Consider the following 16,727-nt stretch of genomic DNA (forward strand, 5'->3'; position numbering starts at 1 on the left):
GCTTTAGAGTAATGCTATGAAACGTTTAGTCCTGTATGTCGCTGACAAATGCCCTCACTGTAAAGATGCCCAACGCTATTTGGATAGTAAAGGCTACAAATATCGTCTGACTAACGCAAAAATGCAAAGAGGACGCAAAGAGCTACAAGCAATGGGGGCTCGCTCTATTCCTGTGCTAAAGATTGGCGATCAAGTCATGGTTGGCTGGAATCAAAAAAACTTCGAGCGCATGTACAATTCGAACTAAGCCGTCGCGCTGTATATAAGTAATAGCGCTCCATAACCATTCCTTTGCTCTAGTCAAGCAAAGGAAAATGGATCAAATAGCATTCAGCGTTTCACGCCTCAGTTACTCATCCTTAACCTCTTCCTTCTAATCTCTAATTCCGCTTACACTTATAGGTCAAAATGACCTACTAAAAATCAATAATATTTCGTTACAACTCTGTGATCGCGAGCAACCCTTGTACTATTGATAGCTTGCATTGTATTTAAACTTGATACAAATCAAAAACACCCCATTAACAAGACTCTACTCTAACGCCTCACACCTGCCCGTCTCATCGTATTTATCTCGATGATTGTTCGGTCTGGCAATATGGATAGAAAGGGAGCGCTTATGCTGAGAATTGCCACAAAAATTCTAGTGTGTCAGGTGTTCGCTCTACTGTTTATTAGCGTGCCCAGCTACGCACTATTTGTCAGCCCTCCCAAAGATCCTATTCCGCTCATCGAACAAGCCTTCCCTACCCAGACATCCATTTCAGATAAGCTCGGCGATCCTCTAGTAAGAACCATCAAACATAATGAGGACGTTCTCGGCTATGCCTTTGAAACTAATGACATTGCAAGCATACCTGCCTACTCAGGTGAGCCTGTTAACATGCTAGTGATTATGGATCCTGAAGGCACCTATCTCGCCTCCAAAGTTCTTGAGCACCATGAACCGATCATTTTAGCCGGAATACCCGAAAGCAAATTATGGGGATTTAGCGATCAGTATGTCGGACTGTCAGTGAAAGACCGGATTAAAGTGGGCGGTAAGGTAAACGAAAACTACATCCCTATTGACGGTTTATCAGGTGCTACGGTCACAGTCATGGTCATGAATGTCGCCATTACAAAAGCAGCGACCAAGGTGGCCGAGTCTTTGGGCATCGTTAAACCGAGCAGCAATATCATTCAACCAAAATCAACGATAAAAAAAGAACTATTTGAGCAGAAAAACTGGTTGGAATTAACCGGGGATGGCTCCATTCGTAAATTATTGATACGAAAAGGAGCCGTTCAAGACGCGTTTACCGATACCGCAGCAGAAAACATTGATCGCGTAGCAACCAGCGAGAGCGATCAGCCTTTTGCTGAAATCTATTACGCACAAGCCGACATCCCTACCATTGGCAAGAACCTATTCGGCGAGCAAGAGTACCAATGGCTAGTTAACGATCTTCAAGTCGATGAACATCTTATTGCTATTTTTGGCAATGGTTACTCTTACAAAGGCTCTGGCTATGTGAGGGGTGGTATCTTCGACCGAATCCAAGTCCACCAAAGCGACAATGAAATCTCTTTTCGAGATCTAGACCATAATCGAATCCTCGACCTATATATCTCAGGTGCCCCACGATTTCATGAAATGTCGGTATTTAAAGTACAAGCGCACCATGAATTTGACCCCGGTGCCGACTGGCAAATTGAATTGCTTGTGCGCCGCCAACTTGGCGCGGTGGATAGCGTTTTTACTAGCTTTAAAGGCGACTATAGCCCTCTACCACAATACGTAGACACACCAGCGCCGATCATATTGCAACCCGAGCTTTCCTTAACTCAGCAAGTGTGGCAAGAAAACCAAGTAAAAGTAGTGCTGCTTTCTCTTCTCATTGTGACCTTACTGCTTATTCTATTCTTCCAAGATCTCTTAGTACGCCATCCGACTTTCATGCACCGCCTACGCCACGGTTTTTTAATTATTACCGTTGTTTTCATAGGCTGGGTCTGGGGCGGACAACTTTCCGTAGTCAATGTTTTCACTTTCCTCAACGCGCTAATGACACAATTTTCGTGGGATCTTTTCCTACTCGACCCAATAATTTTCATGCTGTGGTGCGCCGCGGCAGTGACCATTCTAATGTGGGGACGCGCAGTCTATTGCGGCTGGTTATGCCCTTTTGGCGCGCTGCAAGAGTTGATCAATCAAAGTGCGAGAGCGTTTAAAATCCCACAATTCGAATTGCCATGGGCAGTTCATGAACGACTATGGGCGATCAAATACCTTATTCTTCTCGGCCTATTTGCTCTGTCTCTTGACTCACTAGCACTCGCAGAACAGTTCGCAGAGATCGAGCCTTTCAAAACCACATTCTTGCTCAAGTTCGACCGGGAATGGCCTTTCATCCTGTGGGCGGTATTTTTGCTGTCTCTTAACTTATTTAACCGCAAAACCTTCTGCCGCTACTTGTGCCCATTGGGCGCTGCACTTTCCGTATCCAACAGTATTCGTCTTTTCGACTGGTTAAAAAGACGCCCTGAATGCGGCTCTCCATGCAAAATTTGCGCAAAAGAATGTGAAATTCAAGCAATCCATCCGAACGGGGTTATTAACATGCGTGAATGTCACTACTGCTTAGATTGCCAAATCACCTATTCCAACGATGGAAAATGCCCACCATTAAAAAAACAGGCATATAAAAAACGGAAACAGAGCGACGCTGATATCCCAGTAACACAAATACCGTAATGGATAACGAGGCAATGACGGACTTACCGCATTGCAACACTACGTATCAGCCCTACATACGAAGAATGGAGACTCAACATGAGCGATGACAAAAAGACCCTCACCCCGGACAATATGCCCGTCGATACCGAGCGAAGAAAGTTCTTTGGTAAAACTGCTGCCATCGGGTTAGGCGTCGCAGCTGCGCCAATGTCGGCCGCCATGTTTGCCTCAATGGCAAAAGCGCAGGCAGCCGAGTCAGGTAACAGCCCTTATGTTGAGCCGGGTGAGATGGATGAATACTATGGATTTTGGAGTGGTGGTCACTCGGGCGAGGTACGAATCCTAGGCATCCCATCAATGCGTGAATTAATGCGTATTCCAGTCTTCAACGCAGATAGTGCAACGGGCTGGGGATTTACTGACGAAAGTAAACGAATCAAAGGTGACAGCGCCCATATTCTATCCGGTGATTCCCATCACCCTCATATGAGTATGACCGACGGTCGCTATAACGGTAAATACGTGTTTATCAATGATAAAGCAAACTCACGTGTTGCCCGTATCCGCTGTGACGTCATGAAAGTGGATAAGATGATCACTATTCCTAACGTACAAGCCATCCATGGTCTTCGAGTCCAAAAAGTACCGGAAACCAAATACGTTATTTGTAACAGTGAATTTGAAATTCCAATGAACAATGATGGCAAGGCGACGCTAGAAGACGTCAGCACTTACCGTTCACTGTTTAACGTTATTGATGCAGAAAAAATGGAAGTGGTCTTTCAAGTCATGGTTGATGGCAACCTAGACAACACCGATGCAGACTATGATGGTAAATACTTCGCTTCAACGTGTTATAACTCAGAAATGGGCATGAGTCTGGGTGAGATGATTACGGCAGAACGTGACCATGTAGTGGTCTTTAGTCTGGCACGTTGTGAAGCCGCATTAAAAGCCGGTAAATTTAAAACCTACAACAACAATGACATTCCAGTACTCGATGGCCGTAAAGGATCTGACCTTACTCGCTATATTCCTGTTCCAAAATCGCCACACGGAATGAACACCTCTCCAGACGGCAAGTATTTCATTGCTAACGGTAAACTGTCCCCTACTGTTTCGGTTATTGCCACAGCAAAACTCGATGATCTCTTCAATGACAAAATCCAGCCAAGAGACACCATTGTCGCTGAGCCAGAACTTGGTCTCGGTCCTTTGCATACGGCATTTGATAACCGTGGATTTGCGTATACTACGTTGTTCCTAGATAGCCAGATTGCCAAATGGAATGTAGAAGAAGCCATCCAAGCGTACAACGGAGAAAAGGTAAACTACATCAAACAGAAAATTGATGTGCATTACCAACCTGGGCATAACAGCACGTCCAGTGGCGAAACTCGTGACGCTGACGGAAAATGGCTGGTCTCACTCTGTAAGTTTTCTAAAGACCGCTTCTTACCTGTTGGGCCACTGCGTGCCGAAAACGATCAGCTAATCGATATCTCCGGTGACGAAATGAAACTGGTTCACGACGGACCTACGTTTGCAGAACCGCACGACGGCACCATTATTCACCGCAGTAAAGTGAAGCCAAGTAAACTTTGGTCACGTGATGATCCTATCTTTGCTGAAACCATTGAAATAGCCAAAAAAGACGGAGTCAACGTGATGACGGACAACAAGGTTATTCGAGACGGCAACAAAGTCCGAGTATATATGACCTCCATCGCACCAACTTTTGGCATGAACGATTTCAAAGTCAAACTCGGTGACACTGTGACCGTGGTCATTACTAACTTAGATACGATTGAAGACGTCAGCCACGGTTTCTGTATGACGAACCATGGCGTACAAATGGAAATCAGTCCTCAACAAACCTCATCTATCACGTTTGTTGCCAATAAACCTGGAGTGCAATGGTACTACTGTAACTGGTTCTGCCACGCCCTACATATGGAAATGCGAGGTCGAATGCTCGTCGAAGCGTAGACACTTCTGCGTATTGCTCCCTCTGCGATGATGGAGGGAGCACTCTTCTCCCACGACTTAATTAGGATAACGTCATTGAAGCATTTTTCTTGGCTACTCTTTGTTACTTTCCTCTATCACGGCATCGCCTTCGCCGCGGTAACGACAGTGAACCCAAGTGATGATTTACAACACGCACTCGATCGTGCCCAACAAGGTGACACCATTGTACTTGGGCAGGGGCGGTTTTACGGGAACTATGTGGTTTCGACACCGCTGATACTCACGAGCAAGGGCGACGCGATTATTGATGCACAAGGCACTGGCAATGCGATTACCCTTACCAATTCGAATATCGAGGTTTCCAACTTACATATCGTAAATTGGGGGCAAGATCTTACCGAGCAAAATGCAGGCATCTACTCAGACACCACAGCAGAGCAACTCACTATCATTAACAATAGACTTGAAGGTGATGGGTTTGGCATGTGGATTCAGCGTGCTCAAAACATTACCATTAACGACAACACGATTATTGGCAACACCGCATTGCGCTCCGCTGATCGAGGTAATGGCATACAGCTTTCAACCGTCAAATATGCTTACGTTAGTAACAATACCATTTCTCAAACTCGTGATGGTCTCTACATCATATCAAGCCAGGATTGTGAGCTTCGCAATAACACCATGTATAACCTCCGCTATGGCATTCATTACATGTACTCACACAGTAATCGCGTCATAGGAAACACCGCTTACAACACACGTGCAGGCTACGCTTTAATGAGTTCGAAACACCTTCAAGTCATGGGCAATATTAGCCGTGACAATGAAGACTACGGCATGCTAATGAACTTCATCACCCACTCCACCATTAGCTATAACCTAATAAACAATATTTGGACGAAGCCAGAGAATAAAGTGGTGGGTCGCGAAGGCAAAGGACTCTTTGTCTACAATTCTGGATACAACGAAATTAGCCACAACACCATAGATACCGCTGAAATTGGCATTCACCTCACTGCGGGCTCTGAAAATGTCAAAGTCACCGGCAATAGCTTCATCAATAATCCGATTCAAGTTAAGTATGTTTCAAATCAAGCGCAAGAATGGAGCATTAACGGCAAAGGAAACTATTGGAGTAACTATCTAGGATGGGACCTCAATAATAGCTCAACGGGCGATACCCCATTCGAGCCCAACGATGGTATTGATAAAGTGGTATGGAAATACCCAGAATCCAAAGTACTGCTCGATAGCCCTACTATTTTGATGCTGCGCTGGATTCAAAAACAATTCCCAGTATTAAAACCATCGGGAGTGAAGGATTCCTACCCACTCATGTCACCGCCCAATCACTCGGAAAAACGCGAGCAACTACTGGCTCCAACAGCATCACAATTACAGGGGAGTCACTCATGAATCAGGCTATCGTTCAACTCGACAATGTGAGCAAGCAATACAAAAATGTCTGTGCGGTTGATGCGCTGAGTTTCTCCATTATGCCCGGCGAGGTATTGGGGTTATTTGGTCACAATGGCGCGGGCAAAACCACGACCATGAAACTCATTCTAGGCGTCACACAAGCATCGCAAGGAAGCGTATCCGTCTTTGGCATGAATCCAAGCGGTCAACAAGCATGGCAAGAACGCAAACAAATTGGCTATTTGCCTGAAAATGTCAGCTTTTACGAGCAACTAACCGGGCTCGAAGTCCTCACCTACTTTGCTCGTTTAAAATCGGCGCCGAAGCAACAGATCACAGATTTACTCAACCAAGTGGGTCTGTCCCATGCACTACACCGACAAGTCAAAACTTACTCAAAAGGCATGCGACAACGTCTCGGTTTAGCACAGGCTTTTCTTGGTAAACCGAAACTACTGCTTCTCGATGAGCCCACAGTTGGACTCGACCCAATTGCCACTCAGGAATTTTATCAAAGTGTCGACACATTAAAAAAAGAAGGGGCAAGCATCATACTCTGCTCTCATGTACTACCGGGTGTCGAGCAACATATCGATCGAGCGATGATCTTATCTCAAGGTCGCTCAATCACCATTGGTACTTTGGATGAACTGAGGTCACAAGCACAGCTACCGACAAAAATAAAAACCAGTGGGCTGAATGGCGCAATCTATAGCAACAGCAAACTCGCGGAATTCGCGATTTCAAATGATCAACTCTCTGTTCCCAAAGAAGACAAAATGCGAGTGCTCAAAGAGTTACTCGCACATGAATCGTTGAGTGATATTCAAATGGAACCCGCTAACCTAGAGCAGATTTACCAACACTTTCTCGGGTTAACACCAAGCACCAGTCAGGACAAATTCACTAAGCCGCAGGAGAACACACTATGAACCCTATTTTTGCTGTCGCGCTTAAAGAGTTTCAAGACGGATTGCGAAACCGCTGGTTAGTGTCCATCACTCTGGTCTTTGCCTTGTTATCGATTGGTATTAGCTATTATGGAAGCGTCGCCTCTGGTCAACTGGCGACACCATCGCTATCTTCCACCATTGCGAGCCTCTCTAGTCTATCCGTATTCATTATTCCGTTAATCGCGCTGCTACTTTGCTATGACAGCTTTGTTGGCGAGCAAGAGTCTGGCACCTTACTATTATTAATGACCTACCCTGTGAGTCATGCGCAATTGCTGTTCGGTAAATTTATCGGACAGGGAGGAATCATTACACTCGCAACGGTACTAGGTTTTGGTTCTGCTGGCGTTTTGTTAAGCCTTACCACACCAATTCAAGCCATTTGGGGGGCGTTTACTCTATTTATTATCACCTCTAGCTTACTCGGTTTATGCTTCGTTGCACTGGCGTATCTCATTAGCCTTATGGTGTCTGAAAAATCCAAAGCGGCCGGGGCTGCATTACTCACTTGGCTATTTTTTGTTCTGGTTTTTGATCTTGTGCTACTAGGGGTACTTATTGGCGGATATGAATTACTCGACCAACAGACGCTCGTGCAGATCATGCTACTCAACCCTGCCGATCTTTTCAGGCTCATCAATCTTTCCGCCCTTAATCAAACCGATGTGAATGGCGTACTCGCCGTCGCAATAAACAGCAGCCTATCAACGCAGAGCCTAATTTTCGCCTTGTTCGCTTGGATCTTATTGCCCCTAAGCGTGTCACTTTTCATTTTTAGACGTAAGCATTTATAGCAATAACGCACGTACGCATCACCGCAACAACATTTATAACAGCAGTGATTACGACAATAATAATCACAATAACGATATACCTTGAATGACTTAAATCTCCAAAAGACTAAGGACGACGACTAATGAATACCATCAAATCACTGTTTATCTCTATTTTTGCCTTGCTCCTTTTTGGCTGCGGAGAGTCGGAACAACAGCAGGTTATTCGACAAGCACAAGCTATCGAAAGCGCTGACGAATGCCACCTTTGTGGCATGGTCATCACCAATTATCCCGGACCAAAAGGGCAAGCCTATCAAAAAGGCAGCGACACGACGGTTCGCTTCTGCTCCACCAAAGATATGTTTAGCTATATTTTACAGCCAGATAACCAGCGCCAGATCGAGCAGATCTTTGTCCATGACATGAGTAAAACACCATGGCAGAAACCAGAAGATGAGTACTTTATTGATGGCAAAACAGCGTGGTATGTCATTGGTTCAAATCAAACCGGAGCAATGGGCAAGACATTGGCAAGTTTTAGTAAAGAGTCCGACGCCAAGGCATTTTCAACGGAATTTGGCGGCGAGGTCTATCGCTTTGACGATATCACTCTCGACAAGCTGTAACGGACACACTGCATCGGCTTCACTTTAGCCTTTAGCCTATTTCATCTAGCCGTTATACATGAAAAATCGACCTGTCTGGAAAGAATGGAGCCACTCTTTCCAGACGGTAGTCAACTCGTCCCTAGATTATTGCAATACCGTAATATTCAATTACGCTTTCCGTACTTCCAAATTGATATTTTTTATTTATACTTCGCGCCTCAGAATACGAGTTGTTTCGTATTCATCTATGTGGCGTGTTGCTATATGTTCCAACTACTCGTTTCGTTACCCCCAGCAATTGCACTTTCTATTGCCATCGTGGCTGAAGTTATTGCAACTTCATTTATTCCAAAAACACAACAATTCACCAAGTTATCACCCAGTATTATTGTGCTCATTGGCTACGGCATCGCTTTCTTTTTACTGTCCGTCACGGTAAAAACAATGCCCGTTGGCGTGGTGTACGCGATTTGGAGTGGTGCTGGTATCGTGTTAGTCGCAACCGTTAGCTACTTTGTTTACGGCCAAAAACTCGATTTACCAGCATTAATCGGCATTGGGTTTATTCTTGCCGGAGTTCTTATCGTGAACTTATTGTCAAAAACCGTTGGTCACTAAATACGCGCTTTCGTTGGGAACCATAGAAAAGACAAGGTCGGATTAAAAGTGCCTACCTTGTCTAATTAAACGCTTACGTGTGGTTTTTGATGTATTCCATAAACGCCCTATCGGCGCGAGACAAATAGCCATCTTTACGCCATGCTAATGCAAGATCGACAAAAACAGGTGGATCAAACGAGACACCGCGCGTTTTGGGTTCGTGCTCCGTCACCAATTCTAATAAAGCGGTGATAGCAAAGTCTTGCTTTACTATGCTTAAAATCATCGGCAGTAAGTTCGTTTCGTAAGAAAACTGAGCTTCTACCCCTCTTCTTTGACACTCTTCATCAATAAAATCCCGGTGAAAATAACCCGGCTTGAACATCACCAACTCTTCTTGAAAGAACGCATCAAAGGTTAATGTGTCTTGCGACGCAAAAGGATGGTGTTCGCTCATTACCGCAACCATCTCTGAACGGTAAATGGGGTCGACATCTAAGTCATCCGGTACATCGGTGTTGCGAATAACGCCTAAATCAATCTCCCCTGCCAGTAGCATTTTACGAATATCTTGCGTGCCCGCTTCAACCACTGTCATTTTTAAGTTGGGGTACCTTGATTTAAACGCCATGATGATTTTTGGGAAAAAATAGCTCCCCATCATGCTTGGAGTGCCTAAACGCACCTCCCCTTTCAGCAAGCCTTTCAGCTCATCAATGGCCAATGTCGCGTCGTCGACTTGCTGCAATATTTTTTGGGCGTGCGGCTTCAGCGCCCGCCCTTCCTGAGTCAACACCACCTGCTTGTCGATCCGGGAAAATAGCTGAACACCCAATTGTTGTTCAAATTTTTTGATTGAAATACTTAACGCCGGTTGAGCAATGTTTACCTTCTTTGCTGCTCGGGTAAAGTTTTGCTCTCGAGCCACCGCGAGGAAATGTTTGAGCTGTCGAATATCCATATAAACAAAATATATTGTAGTGATATTTTTAATATATTTTATTTATTACCATTCAGGTGATAATTTCGTCACATTGCTGCATTTTAGTCGGCATTTAGAAACCAAATGAGGTGAATTGTGATTGAACGACATTCAGCAGAATATAGTAAAGTGACTTGGGGACTTTCACTCGGTTCATTTCTGGTATTTTGTAACCTCTATATCTTTCAACCAATCCTGCCCCAACTCTCACAGCATTTTGCGGTTTCTGAAACCGAAATCAATTGGGTCTTTGCCGCTGCAACGTTAGCACTCTCCCTTTCATTGGTGCCGTGGGCAATCAGTTCAGAGAGCTTGGGACGACGCGCGGTCATGTTAACTGGGCTATTTCTACTGCCTGTCATTGGCGCATTAATGCTACTTACGACAAGCTTATTATCGCTTGTTATGCTGCGCGCGTTAATGGGGTTTGCTTTAGCCGCATTTGCCTCTGTTGCTGTCGCCTATATGGTTGAGGAGCTCTCTAGCGAAGCATTTAACAATGCGATTGGCGGTTACATTGCAGCCAATTCTTTGGGGGGAATCGCCGGCCGTATCGCAGGAGGCGTATTAACCGATATGTTTGATTGGCAAACCGCTGTCATTGTTATCGCTTGCTTTACCTTTGTATGCGTCTTAATAGTGGCATGGCTGCTTCCGCAACAAAAACACTTTAAACCCACTAGAGGCATGTTCCGCCACCACAACCGAGCCTTAGTGATGCATCTCTCCAATCGCAATATATGGCTTGCCATGCTGATTGGCGGGGTAAATTTTGCTTTGTTTGTTAACCTATATTCAGTCATGGGGTTTAGGCTAGTCAGTGAGCCTCACAACCTGCCCATCGCAATGGCGGCACTGATTTTTCTTTGCTACCTCGCTGGTACACTAAGCTCCAAATGGAGTGGTATTTGGAGTCGCCACTTTCCCCCTATCACCGGAATGGCACTCGGCGCGACCATTAGCCTATGTGGGATGCTCATTGCCATTGTCGACACCATTCCTGCAATGGTTGTTGGGTTACTATTCATTAGTGGCGGCGCTTTCTTTACGCATACCTTAGCCTATGCATGGGTAAGCCAAAAAGCGCAACAGGCCAAAGCGACCGCAACTGCATTATATTTGGTGCACTATTACATAGGCGGCAGTTTAGGAGGATTCTTTCTACTTTATTGCTGGCAACACTCTCAATGGCTCGGGGTCGTAGAAGGCGGGGGAATATTATACTTACTGCTATTCTCACTTTGTTGGAAGCTAAAACTCGTCAACGAGTCTCTGCTAGTCGTCAACTCTCCCGCTTAACGGTTATTTTGAGCGATTATTAGCGAAACGTCTTCAGCGATCATATAATCCGATTTAAGAATTTTATCGGTAGAGTGTTATGTCGTTACGAGAAGAAATCGTCCACATTGAAGAGCAAGTCCAGCAATGGTTAAAGGAGGTCGTAATCGGGCTCAATTTGTGCCCTTTTGCAGCAAAACCAGAGCGCAATAAGCAGATCAAAACCTTTGTAAGTTTAGCGAATAAGGAAGAAGGACTGCTAGAGGATATTTTGGGAGAACTCATGCTATTGGAGCAGACAGAGCCCGAAGATCTCGAGACGACTTTGGTCGTTGTACCTAACATGCTTGATGACTTCATGGACTACAACTTCTTTATCGATTGGGTCGAAGCGCTCATTAAACAAAATGATTGGGAAGGCATCTATCAAGTGGCTACCTTTCATCCAAATTACTGTTTTGGTGGTGCCGACCCTGAAGACGCAGAGAACCTGACGAACCGTTCCCCTTATCCTATTTTCCATTTAATTCGTGAAGCGAGTATGGCAAAAGTACTTAAGCACTACCCGGATCCAGACGCCATACCCGATAACAATATCGCCCGTGTCAGTGGCCTTAGTGAAGCTGAACGTAAAAAACTATTCCCATATTTATTTGTCAGCTAAATCAACCGATAGCCGTTGGCTTGGCTTGGCTTGGCTTGGCTTGGCTTGGCTTGGCAGTATTCGTTTCTTTTTAGAGATGAATACTGTCAACGCTGGCATAACAGAGTCAGCGAAGACAGCAAAGTAACATTGCGATAATAGCGATTTCATCGTAACCAAGTGAGTGATAATTTCTCAGTATTCACCTATTAGAGACTATCGCTATGAAAGCTTGGATCAAATTTATTCCACTCGTATTACTTATCACCTACTGCATTACTTACGACGTCATGGACTCAATGCAGCACAACGATGCAAATACCCCATCTCAGCAAGTAATTTCCGGCGATTAATCCTCGCCTTAGCGCATAAATGTAAACGCTCAATACCCTATCAAAGCGAGTGTGTAATCGCCCGCCATAAAGGCTTTACAAACGCTCACAAATTTCACTATTCCATATGGTGATAGGTAATGTAATAACTGTTACCATCGCGCTCAAAAGTCGTGTGCGACAATGGAGCAATCATGAAAATGTCTCTTGCTATTTTTATGCGTAATGAAGACAGCGGTATCGAGCTTGCGCGCAGCAATGAGGTCAGCGAAAACGAATTATTGGCGCAATGGCATGCGATTCCACAAGCAAAAAGCATCACAAGTCATTTTTTAGTACTAATGAGCGGGCACGAGCACATTAACGCAAAATTTATTGATGACCCATCGCTCAATCAGCTGCTTCATTTGTGGGGAAAATTCGACAACTTTTACCAAGACCTATCGGAATGTGGCTAAATCATAGCGTATTTAAATTAGGTTTTTAGGACGCCAAACGTCATCAAGTAAAAAGCCACCTCTTTCGAGGTGGCTTTTTGTGACGAATCGGGACCCTAATTCCAAAACGTCGTTTCCAAAAAGTACGTGTACCTTTTGAAACTGGCTGCCTAACAAAAGCAATTCCCCCCCCTGTCAGACATTAACCATAAACAACCGAGCGGTCACCACTCCATCATTTTTAATCTAATAAAAGTATATGACGTGATAGCCTCACAAGCAAAACCTTGTAAGATATCAATCACTTTGTATATAAACCTTATAGAATCACCACTAATTTTACAAGATAAAATTAGTCACAGAGTGTGTCTTCTCCTTCACGACGCTAACTTAATCTAGCTATAACGAAACGCGTTTGATAGGATCACAAGCATTGTTGCCTAACGAATAATTATCAATGAAACTAACAAAACTGACACCAGAGATTTTTACCCACCTTTATCGTGATATCACTGAGTTTCGTGCCACGTTCGACTTACCGGTTAACGCACCCGAGACACTAGACGACGCAGCCGACACGCTGCACAGCTCGCTAGCTATCGAAGAGATGACGGAGCTTGCAGAAGCCGATTCAAAAGTAGAACAAGCTGATGCCATCATCGACTCTGTTTACGTATTGATGGGGCGACTGGTGCACTTAGGTGACGACAAAGTCGAAGCAAACGTAGCCATTAGCTATTTGATTGAATTGCTACTGCACGTGGCAGCGAATCGCAACATCGACTTCATCAAGTGCTGGGATGAAATCCATTCCAGCAACATGAGTAAAGTTTGTCGTAACGAGCAAGAATACGCAGAAACAGAAGCACATTATGCGACCCAAGGCATCACTTTGATGGCGGTTCAAAAAGGGGCTTACGTGATTGCTAAGTGTGCAGAAGACTTCGTATCCGATGCTAAAACGATTCGTAAAGGCAAAGTACTCAAGTCGGTTTACTACCGCCCTGCTGACTTAGCACCGATCGTATAACGTTTACTGCAAGTAAGTTTGTAAGAAAGGGCCGTGCGGCCCTTTTTTTATTCGACTTGTTTGGAGATCTAATACTGTAGATCATTTCTAGCCAAACGCTGTGATGAATCAGAAACCCAAGCCCCCCTCGCATCACTCATCAAAAAGTAAATAATCCCGTTGATTAATCGTAACTCGCTGCACTCGGGTTGAATAAACGTCACTCACGTTCTCTTCCGTCAATACGCTGCGGCTATCGCCTTGCTGTACCAACACGCCGTTGTTGAGCATAACAACGTGATCAGCTCGCTTTAGCGTCACGTTCAGATCGTGGTTGGCGACGACGACCGCGGTTCCCTGTTGGGTAATCCTCGCGATCATTTCGTGCAGATATTTTTCTTGGCCTACATCAAGCGGTGCTGAAGGTTCATCAAGGATCAGTAGCTTGGAAAAGGGGTTGATGGGCTTCCAAATCTGTAAACAACACGCCGCTAACCTCACTCGTTGCCATTCACCGCCAGACAAATGATGAACGGTTCGAGTTAGCATTGACGTTAAGTTGAGCAACTGAGTGATCTCTTCTACCGCTGTGTTGATCGCAGCACTTGAGGTGGCACAACTTGGAATGGAGAGCGACAAATATTGATAAACAGGCATATTAAAAGCCGGACGCGATGACTGGTTTAGGTACGCACGCAGCAAAGAGAGATCCGCCAATGACAGCGTTGCCATTGATACATTATCAATGGTTGCTTCCCCTTCTGCACTCAGTACACCAGCCAACGCCGATAAAAAGGTGCTTTTACCACTACCATTGGGGCCGATAACATGCGTGACTTTACCTTGAGGAATCCTCACCGATAACGGTAATAAACGCGTGCCCACCGCTAAATTATGAACCTGTATCATGACTCTTTACCAACATCCAAATAAACACAGGCGCACCAATTGTCGTCGTCATCACGCCAACAGGAAGTTCAGCAGAGTCAAGCACAGTGCGAGCTAATATGTCTGAAACCACCAGTAACGCGGCACCAGACACCGCAGACAATGGTAGTAAGTAGCGGTTCTCAGTACCAAAAGTGAGACGAAGTAAATGGGGAATGACCAAACCAACAAAGCTGATCACCCCACCTAACGCGACTGAACCACCCACCAATAGCGACACCGCAAGTATTAACTGCCAACGAATACGGTGTACATCAACACCCAGTTGCTGCGCATGCACTTCGCCAACCATGAGCTTATCGAGCACAGAGCCCTTAGCACACAACCACAGCGCAACCGGAATCATAATCAACGTCAAACTGTGTTGGTACCAACTCACCCCGCCTACGCTGCCCATCAACCAATACATTAACTGGCGAATACTTAAGTCATCACTAAAATAAAAAGCCCATGTCACGACAGCACTCGATAAAATGCCCAACGCGACACCGACGAGCAAGAGGCGAGTGGTCGTTAGATGCATTGCACGCGCCATGCCCACCAGAAGCAGCGTAAAACATAACGCTCCTCCCACCCCTGCTAACATAAATGCTAAAGGCGTTGCTGCCACCGGAAGGATGAACAACACCAAAACCATGCCTAGACTGGCTCCACCTGAAATACCCAGCACACCGGGTTCAGCAAGCACATTGCCCAATAACACTTGCAATGCCGCACCAGAAAGCGCCAATGCAGCACCAATCGCCGCAGCGGCAAGTAAGCGAGGCATCCTTAAGTCATACAGTAGTCGCGACTCAAGTGCGCTATTGGGAGAAAATGGATTAATTAAGATTTCACCCACTGAAAGGTGAAGAAAAGCGCAACCTAGCAAAACGCAGCTCATCGCAATAATTAAATTGCGCCAACGTCTCTGGTTTCTATGCAGTAACTGATTGAATTTCATAAGAGGAGAATAACAGTGGCGCTAAAATACGCCACTGTTTTTTGTTAATCGTAGACGAGTTGGTCATCCTCGTAGCGAATCGCGACTTTAACGACCATTAATGCCGCGCGCTGACCAATTTCAACATTGCGGTTAGGAAACACAATCGCTTCATTGTCATTTTTCGCCATCAAAGGTTTGTCTCCATCATGACCAAACACTTCACCGTGTTTAAACTCAGTGAAATTAGCCACCTGTTCATCAAACAAAAAGTCAAAATCTTCATGATGACGAGCAATGGTTCTGGAGACACGATACATTATCGAAGGTTTGGCGATATGCTCGGCCGTCTCATCCGAAAGTAGGTCCCTTGTTGCGATATCAAACGCAAGTAATTTATCGAGATCATTTTCACCAATTTTGGCAACACGACCCAACTCCATCGTTAGTGCCTGAGCGGCAAAGTTTTCAGCGGAGTACCAGCTAAATGTACTCGATGGTGAGTTAGAGAGTAGTACCGCATCAATATGTGCGCTAGCTACGTAATCAAACAAAGCTTGGCTACGAACTGGATGGCGAGTTTTAGGACTCACTACAAAGGAATAATGCGCCGATTTACGTATCGCACAATGCAAATCTAAATGCCAGCGCTGAGACTCTAATGTACCTTGATAAAACGCCGTCACCTGAGACTTAAGATGCTTAGCAATAGCAACTTCGCGGTTCATCGGATGCGAACGTTCATCGAAGAGTCGATTTAAGTTTTCATCAATGTAACGAGTGTGTTTATTCGTCGACTCTGGATGAGCGATAATAAACAGGCATCTCGATCTCAAAGTAAGAAAACCAGATTCGATGTCTTCCACCATCTTGTCAACGAGTTCCATGGGCGCAGTCTCGTCGCCATGGATACCACAAGAGATGATGATATGTTTCGTGTCCTTATTGACCGAACACGGTGTCACTTCCAACATTCCACGGTGAGTAAGATCCATTTTGATACCGGCATCGGTCACCATGGATTTTGCTTGAAACTCAATATGGGTTTCTAACGTATCTTTAAGAAATGATTGGCGAAAAAACGATTTCGTCATGCGCTGCTCCCTATCTGACAGCGGTATGGTAAT

Annotated in this window: 18 protein-coding genes; 13 read left to right on the forward strand and 5 right to left on the reverse strand. The window is 45.1% G+C overall.

Annotated elements, in window-relative coordinates; translation table 11 throughout:
* Positions 1 to 16 precede the first annotated feature (16 nt).
* The 8 genes from L4D74_RS05090 (at position 17) to L4D74_RS05125 (ending at position 9,067) form a co-directional block, all read left to right on the forward strand.
* Positions 17 to 247: a glutaredoxin family protein gene (locus tag L4D74_RS05090; RefSeq protein WP_250617161.1), complete on the forward strand. Its 231-nt coding sequence runs from the start codon at positions 17 to 19 to the stop codon at positions 245 to 247.
* A 372-nt stretch (positions 248 to 619) separates the two neighbouring features.
* Positions 620 to 2,737: a transcriptional regulator NosR gene (gene nosR, locus L4D74_RS05095; RefSeq protein ID WP_428751053.1), complete on the forward strand. Its 2,118-nt coding sequence runs from the start codon at positions 620 to 622 to the stop codon at positions 2,735 to 2,737.
* A 78-nt stretch (positions 2,738 to 2,815) separates the two neighbouring features.
* Positions 2,816 to 4,708 carry a TAT-dependent nitrous-oxide reductase gene (nosZ, locus tag L4D74_RS05100; protein ID WP_428751054.1) on the forward strand — a complete coding sequence of 631 codons (1,893 nt, stop codon included), beginning with the start codon at positions 2,816 to 2,818 and terminating at the stop codon, positions 4,706 to 4,708.
* Between the two features lie 75 nt (positions 4,709 to 4,783).
* Positions 4,784 to 6,109: a nitrous oxide reductase family maturation protein NosD gene (locus tag L4D74_RS05105; RefSeq protein WP_428751055.1), complete on the forward strand. Its 1,326-nt coding sequence runs from the start codon at positions 4,784 to 4,786 to the stop codon at positions 6,107 to 6,109.
* A complete protein-coding gene (locus L4D74_RS05110) occupies positions 6,106 to 7,044 on the forward strand; it encodes an ABC transporter ATP-binding protein (RefSeq protein ID WP_428751056.1) in 939 nt (312 codons plus the stop codon). Before L4D74_RS05105 ends, L4D74_RS05110 begins: the two co-directional genes overlap by 4 nt.
* Positions 7,041 to 7,859, forward strand: a complete 819-nt coding sequence (locus tag L4D74_RS05115) for an ABC transporter permease (protein ID WP_428751057.1) — start codon at positions 7,041 to 7,043, stop codon at positions 7,857 to 7,859. Before L4D74_RS05110 ends, L4D74_RS05115 begins: the two co-directional genes overlap by 4 nt.
* A 122-nt stretch (positions 7,860 to 7,981) precedes the next feature.
* Positions 7,982 to 8,467 (forward strand): nitrous oxide reductase accessory protein NosL, encoded by a 486-nt coding sequence (locus tag L4D74_RS05120; RefSeq protein WP_428751058.1) that lies wholly within the window; start codon positions 7,982 to 7,984, stop codon positions 8,465 to 8,467.
* A 246-nt stretch (positions 8,468 to 8,713) separates the two neighbouring features.
* The gene (locus L4D74_RS05125; protein WP_428751173.1) at positions 8,714 to 9,067 is read left to right on the forward strand and encodes a DMT family transporter; all 354 of its coding nucleotides are present in this window, start codon (positions 8,714 to 8,716) and stop codon (positions 9,065 to 9,067) included.
* Between the two features lie 73 nt (positions 9,068 to 9,140).
* Here the strand turns inward: L4D74_RS05125 and L4D74_RS05130 are convergent, their stop codons facing one another.
* Positions 9,141 to 10,010 (reverse strand): LysR family transcriptional regulator, encoded by an 870-nt coding sequence (locus L4D74_RS05130; protein ID WP_428751059.1) that lies wholly within the window; start codon positions 10,008 to 10,010, stop codon positions 9,141 to 9,143.
* A 117-nt stretch (positions 10,011 to 10,127) separates the two neighbouring features.
* Here L4D74_RS05130 and L4D74_RS05135 point away from each other — a divergent pair, with 117 nt between their 5' ends.
* A complete protein-coding gene (locus tag L4D74_RS05135; protein ID WP_428751061.1) occupies positions 10,128 to 11,330 on the forward strand; it encodes an MFS transporter in 1,203 nt (400 codons plus the stop codon).
* 79 nt (positions 11,331 to 11,409) lie between these two features.
* Positions 11,410 to 11,973 carry a DUF1415 domain-containing protein gene (locus L4D74_RS05140; RefSeq protein ID WP_428751062.1) on the forward strand — a complete coding sequence of 188 codons (564 nt, stop codon included), beginning with the start codon at positions 11,410 to 11,412 and terminating at the stop codon, positions 11,971 to 11,973.
* On the opposite strand, the gene L4D74_RS05145 is transcribed toward L4D74_RS05140, so the two are convergent.
* Entirely contained in the window at positions 11,959 to 12,123 is a 165-nt protein-coding gene (locus L4D74_RS05145; protein WP_428751063.1) for a hypothetical protein, read from the reverse strand. The genes L4D74_RS05140 and L4D74_RS05145 overlap by 15 nt on opposite strands.
* Positions 12,124 to 12,176: 53 nt before the next feature.
* Here L4D74_RS05145 and L4D74_RS05150 point away from each other — a divergent pair, with 53 nt between their 5' ends.
* The 3 genes from L4D74_RS05150 (at position 12,177) to L4D74_RS05160 (ending at position 13,751) form a co-directional block, all read left to right on the forward strand.
* Positions 12,177 to 12,305 carry a hypothetical protein gene (locus tag L4D74_RS05150; RefSeq protein WP_428751064.1) on the forward strand — a complete coding sequence of 43 codons (129 nt, stop codon included), beginning with the start codon at positions 12,177 to 12,179 and terminating at the stop codon, positions 12,303 to 12,305.
* Between the two features lie 173 nt (positions 12,306 to 12,478).
* Positions 12,479 to 12,742 (forward strand): hypothetical protein, encoded by a 264-nt coding sequence (locus tag L4D74_RS05155; RefSeq protein WP_428751065.1) that lies wholly within the window; start codon positions 12,479 to 12,481, stop codon positions 12,740 to 12,742.
* A 436-nt stretch (positions 12,743 to 13,178) separates the two neighbouring features.
* Complete coding sequence (locus L4D74_RS05160; RefSeq protein ID WP_428751066.1) at positions 13,179 to 13,751, forward strand: nucleoside triphosphate pyrophosphohydrolase family protein; 573 nt, start codon at positions 13,179 to 13,181, stop codon at positions 13,749 to 13,751.
* A gap of 132 nt (positions 13,752 to 13,883) precedes the next feature.
* Here L4D74_RS05160 and btuD read toward each other — a convergent pair whose 3' ends face one another.
* From btuD to L4D74_RS05175, 3 genes are read right to left on the reverse strand one after another with little or no spacing between them, the layout of a single operon-like run.
* Positions 13,884 to 14,639 (reverse strand): vitamin B12 ABC transporter ATP-binding protein BtuD, encoded by a 756-nt coding sequence (gene btuD / locus L4D74_RS05165; RefSeq protein WP_428751067.1) that lies wholly within the window; start codon positions 14,637 to 14,639, stop codon positions 13,884 to 13,886.
* Positions 14,623 to 15,621 (reverse strand): vitamin B12 ABC transporter permease BtuC, encoded by a 999-nt coding sequence (gene btuC, locus L4D74_RS05170; RefSeq protein ID WP_428751068.1) that lies wholly within the window; start codon positions 15,619 to 15,621, stop codon positions 14,623 to 14,625. The genes btuD and btuC overlap by 17 nt, the downstream gene beginning before the upstream one ends.
* Before the next feature lie 44 nt (positions 15,622 to 15,665).
* Positions 15,666 to 16,694, reverse strand: a complete 1,029-nt coding sequence (locus L4D74_RS05175) for a succinylglutamate desuccinylase (RefSeq protein ID WP_428751069.1) — start codon at positions 16,692 to 16,694, stop codon at positions 15,666 to 15,668.
* Positions 16,695 to 16,727: the final 33 nt, after the last annotated feature.

Source organism: Vibrio cionasavignyae (assembly GCF_050337155.1).
Lineage (GTDB): Bacteria > Pseudomonadota > Gammaproteobacteria > Enterobacterales > Vibrionaceae > Vibrio > Vibrio nomapromontoriensis.

Bases quoted from the DNA above. Each gene is read 5' to 3' on its own strand.
- btuD (WP_428751067.1), bottom strand. From the start codon at position 14,639: ATGATACAGGTTCATAATTTAGCGGTGGGCACGCGTTTATTACCGTTA.
- L4D74_RS05125 (WP_428751173.1), top strand. From the start codon at position 8,714: ATGTTCCAACTACTCGTTTCGTTACCCCCAGCAATTGCACTTTCTATT.
- L4D74_RS05145 (WP_428751063.1), bottom strand. From the start codon at position 12,123: ATGAAATCGCTATTATCGCAATGTTACTTTGCTGTCTTCGCTGACTCT.
- L4D74_RS05110 (WP_428751056.1), top strand. From the start codon at position 6,106: ATGAATCAGGCTATCGTTCAACTCGACAATGTGAGCAAGCAATACAAA.
- nosZ (WP_428751054.1), top strand. From the start codon at position 2,816: ATGAGCGATGACAAAAAGACCCTCACCCCGGACAATATGCCCGTCGAT.
- L4D74_RS05175 (WP_428751069.1), bottom strand. From the start codon at position 16,694: ATGACGAAATCGTTTTTTCGCCAATCATTTCTTAAAGATACGTTAGAA.
- L4D74_RS05150 (WP_428751064.1), top strand. From the start codon at position 12,177: ATGAAAGCTTGGATCAAATTTATTCCACTCGTATTACTTATCACCTAC.
- L4D74_RS05130 (WP_428751059.1), bottom strand. From the start codon at position 10,010: ATGGATATTCGACAGCTCAAACATTTCCTCGCGGTGGCTCGAGAGCAA.
- nosR (WP_428751053.1), top strand. From the start codon at position 620: ATGCTGAGAATTGCCACAAAAATTCTAGTGTGTCAGGTGTTCGCTCTA.
- L4D74_RS05140 (WP_428751062.1), top strand. From the start codon at position 11,410: ATGTCGTTACGAGAAGAAATCGTCCACATTGAAGAGCAAGTCCAGCAA.
- L4D74_RS05155 (WP_428751065.1), top strand. From the start codon at position 12,479: ATGAAAATGTCTCTTGCTATTTTTATGCGTAATGAAGACAGCGGTATC.
- L4D74_RS05160 (WP_428751066.1), top strand. From the start codon at position 13,179: ATGAAACTAACAAAACTGACACCAGAGATTTTTACCCACCTTTATCGT.
- btuC (WP_428751068.1), bottom strand. From the start codon at position 15,621: ATGAAATTCAATCAGTTACTGCATAGAAACCAGAGACGTTGGCGCAAT.
- L4D74_RS05120 (WP_428751058.1), top strand. From the start codon at position 7,982: ATGAATACCATCAAATCACTGTTTATCTCTATTTTTGCCTTGCTCCTT.
- L4D74_RS05090 (WP_250617161.1), top strand. From the start codon at position 17: ATGAAACGTTTAGTCCTGTATGTCGCTGACAAATGCCCTCACTGTAAA.
- L4D74_RS05115 (WP_428751057.1), top strand. From the start codon at position 7,041: ATGAACCCTATTTTTGCTGTCGCGCTTAAAGAGTTTCAAGACGGATTG.